This window comes from Chromohalobacter sp. HP20-39 (assembly GCF_033052815.1).
Classification (GTDB): Bacteria; Pseudomonadota; Gammaproteobacteria; order Pseudomonadales; family Halomonadaceae; genus Chromohalobacter.
Window position 1 is genome coordinate 1 of the sequence record NZ_JAWHTP010000609.1, and the last position, 277, is coordinate 277.

The following is a 277-nucleotide window of genomic DNA, read 5'->3' on the forward strand; positions in this document are numbered from 1 at the left end:
TTCCCCCATTCGGAAATCTACGGGTCACAGGTTGCTTGCACCTCTCCGTAGCTTATCGCAGCTTACCGCGTCCTTCTTCGGCTGATATCGCCAAGGCATCCACCGTACGCCCTTAAAATCTTTACTTATTTTACGCCATAATTTGCGGCTAACTTCGTTGTGCTGCGTTCGGTTTGTCTTGCGTACATAAAGTACGCGGCGACATTCCCTCACTGGCACGCCTCGTTATCCATCAAATTCTGACAAAAATCTATTCTTAGATTTTATTGACATGCAT

At 46.6% G+C, this 277-nt stretch carries 1 rRNA gene; it reads right to left on the reverse strand.

Going from position 1 to position 277, the window contains the following annotated elements:
* A 23S ribosomal RNA gene (locus RVY79_RS19385) occupies positions 1–126 on the reverse strand; the annotation flags it as partial.
* Between the last annotated feature and the right edge of the window lie 151 nt (positions 127–277).